General features: G+C 31.1%; 2 protein-coding genes. Both read left to right on the top strand.

Annotation, left to right across the window (positions count from 1 at the left end; genetic code table 11):
* The first annotated feature begins 191 nt into the window (after positions 1 to 191).
* Positions 192 to 2522, top strand: a complete 2331-nt coding sequence (locus ACFQ18_RS17930) for a CDP-glycerol glycerophosphotransferase family protein (RefSeq protein ID WP_204798833.1) — start codon at positions 192 to 194, stop codon at positions 2520 to 2522.
* A gap of 370 nt (positions 2523 to 2892) precedes the next feature.
* Positions 2893 to 3375 carry a hypothetical protein gene (locus ACFQ18_RS17925; RefSeq protein WP_379566876.1) on the top strand — a complete coding sequence of 161 codons (483 nt, stop codon included), beginning with the start codon at positions 2893 to 2895 and terminating at the stop codon, positions 3373 to 3375.
* The last annotated feature ends 70 nt before the right edge of the window (positions 3376 to 3445 follow it).

The following is a 3445-nucleotide window of genomic DNA, read 5'->3' as shown; positions in this document are numbered from 1 at the left end:
ACGTGGAACAATCCATGAATGGTTGTTGTGCAAAAAAACTTAATCTTTTTGTGTCCAAAAACTTGACGTAGATCCAACATTTTAAATCACCTTTAGAGCACTATGAAAATGCTAAAATTCTACTTAAACATAAAGATCTAGTAAAAGAATTACCTTTTATAATAGATAAAGAGAAAAAAACGTTAATTATCATGATCCAGAATATTTCTACGGATATAAATTGGAACATATATTTAACAACATTATATGGGGATATTGTTGAAGAAAATCGATTAGATTTCCAAATATCTATGAAGAATAATTTGGCCATAAACAAAATAAAAGTAAGCCAACCCAAAAATAATCTTGAAGACTATTCAAAATCGCAAATCTCTGTAGAAGGTTTACGAAATGATTCTAACTCTATTTTATTTAATATAAAATCCTCTGAATTCCTAAATGCTAAAAATATAGTCTTTTATATAAAAAGAAGAAAATCGAAGGAAAAGTTCATCCTTCAGGTAGAAAAGGAATGCTCTGAAAACAAAACACAAATTAAAATTCCTATTGGACAGCTAAATGAAATTATCAATTATACTAGTCGATGGGATTTATATTTAGAATTACATTATGAAGGATTTAAGACAGAAAAGAGAATTGGTCTATACTACAGAAATAGTACTTCTATTTCAAAGAAATGTACTGACTTCTTTAATGTTACAAAAACAATCGGTGTATCAGTTTATATTACTAACGATAATGAAGTTTCCTTTTACTTTAGCACAAAAGAACAATATACCAATTCAATTTACCATACAGATTTGCGTTTAGTTAATTTCAAATGGAAGGGTGAAACAATTAGTTTTACAGCCCGTTTGAAAGTTAAAGAAACTAATAATTTTCATGTTGAATCTGTGTTGTTAAGAAATAGAAAAGATAAAGAGCAAATTATTAAAGCTCCAATAGATCGCGAAGTACAAAAGGAAAATAATTCTAGAGTAGTAAAAATAAGTATGAATCTCAATAATGAAGAATTTGAACAGTTTTATTGGGACTTTTTCTTAGAACTATGTATTGATGGAGACAAGAAAAAACTTGTTCGTGTTAAGAATAATAATTATCTAATCAGAAGAAAGTTAAAGTACAAATTATTTAAGTTTAATATTAAAAGAAATAATTATATATTATATCCATATCTTACTCAAAATGATTGCTTGAGCTTAACCTACAGAGAAATGGGAGAATACGAAGCACCGAAATATAAAGTAAATGAATATTTTGCATACTATATATATATATTATTTTATTGGTATTTCAAAGCAAAACCAACATGGTTGATATATGAGAAGTTTTCGGAAACCGCTCAGGATAATAGCTTCTATTTCTTTAAATATTGTTACGAAAATCACTATGATAAGAAAGTATATTACGTAATAAAAAAGGACTCTCCTGATGCAAGGAATCTCCAACCATATAAGGGTAGAGTAGTATACTTCATGAGTATTAAGCATTTAATATTACTTCTAGGATCAAATTTATTGGTTGCTTCAGAAACAAAGGGCCATTCTTATGCATGGAGAGTTAATAAAGGGAAAGTAATAGATATTTTAAACAAAAAGAGATATGTATTTCTACAACATGGTGTTTTAGGTTTAAAAATAATTGATAATATTTTTAAACCTAATAGTACAAATGGTGCAGAACTTTTCGTAGTTTCCTCAAAGTTCGAGAAAGATATTGTAAAAAAACACTTGGGCTATGATGATAATAATATTATTGTTACAGGTCTCGCTAGATGGGATGCCATTACAGCACAAACAAGTCATAATAAACAGAAGGAAATCTTCTTAATGCCCACATGGAGAAATTGGTTAGAGGAGACTGAAGTAGATACATTCCTTGAATCTGATTATTATAAGGAATACAGTAGTTTACTTCAATCTAAGGATTTGGCAAAAGAACTTGATAGAAATAACATCATATTAAACTTTTATTTGCATCCAAAGTTTAAACCATTTATCGAGGATTTTAAAAGCTACTCCCCAAACATTAGAATCATTAACTTTGGAGAAGAGAAAATTAATGATTTAATTATGCGTGCTAGTTTGCTAATAACAGATTACTCCAGCGTAGCATGGGAAATGTACTATCAAAAGAAACCAGTATTATTCTTCCACTTTGACTTAAATAAGTATATTGATAAACAGGGGAGTTATATGGACCTGAAGAAGGACTTATTTGGTGATGTAGCCTATAATTCACATGAATTAACTATAAAAATTTTAGCATATATAAAAAATGGCTTTCAGGAGGACAATCGGTTTTCTAAAAATAGAAAAGATTACTTTGAGTATGTAGATAATCATAACAGCAAAAGAATCTATAATGAGATTATAAAAAGGGAAAAGGAACTACTAAATAACTCTACTAAACTGTCTGACAAATTAAAAGATAGCTATTTAATCAGATATCTTTGGAATAAATATAATAAAAAGCCCTTGATCTATAATATGGGTTACAGGTTATACAACAGGTTAAAGTAAACTTAAATACTACGGAAAAGGTATAGTCCTTGGAATAAGGGACTATACCTTTTATAAAAATAGACCTATGTCAAAAAATTAGAAACAAATCATATGGATTTTGATTTAAATATCCTTTGCTTTGTTTTGTCGTTTAATAAAGACAACACTCCTTTGGAAGCTATCAAGGATAAAGGAAAATCTTTTCCCAACCTTTCGTCGACCCTTGACTGTTTATGGCAAACTAAAAATGTAGGTTATGGCACTTCTTTTATGCATGTCCTATAGGGCTATGCATAAAAGAAAAAGCCACTTGCTAACAACTCAATAATTAACTACACTTCCTGTTGGACCCATTATTCTGGCAGGAGGTAGATTAGGAGTGTTAGAAGTGACTGAAATTAATTATATCAGACAACAAGTGAACGGAAAAGGGCATACATATGCAGAGGTTGCGAGAAGAACAAATAGAGACCCAAGAACCGTACAGAAATATGCGGATCTAGATGAATTCCAACCTGAATTGAAAGGAAGGAAACATCAACCCTCTCCGGTTATGGATCCGGTGAAAGAGATTGTGGATCAGTGGTTGAGGGAAGATTTGAAGAAGAAAAAGAAATATCGGAGAACTGCGAAGCGTATTTGGGAGTTATTAAAGGAAGAGTGTGGATTTAAAGGTTCAGACCGAACGGTGAGAGCATATGTCTCTAAGCGGAAAATAGAATTACTTGAAGAGATGGAAGCAAACGATGAGGCAGCTCTTCCGTTAGAAGCAAGTCCAGGGGATGCCCAGGTAGACTTTGGGGAGGCGCCGTTTAAGGTAGAGGGAGAAGTCATAGAACTTCCGTATCTGGTTATGTCTTTCCCGTTGTAACCGTCAAGTAGGATTAAACGATTTTCCACAAATAAGGTTCAACAGTTTCCCACAATTATGATTCAACACC

The organism is Oceanobacillus caeni, from assembly GCF_042678465.1.
Lineage (GTDB): Bacteria > Bacillota > Bacilli > Bacillales > Amphibacillaceae > Oceanobacillus > Oceanobacillus caeni.
The sequence above is the reverse complement of the archived record's forward strand: the minus strand, read 5'-3'. Positions and strand labels throughout refer to the sequence as shown.

Bases quoted from the DNA above. Each gene is read 5' to 3' on its own strand.
- ACFQ18_RS17930 (WP_204798833.1), top strand. From the start codon at position 192: ATGATCCAGAATATTTCTACGGATATAAATTGGAACATATATTTAACA.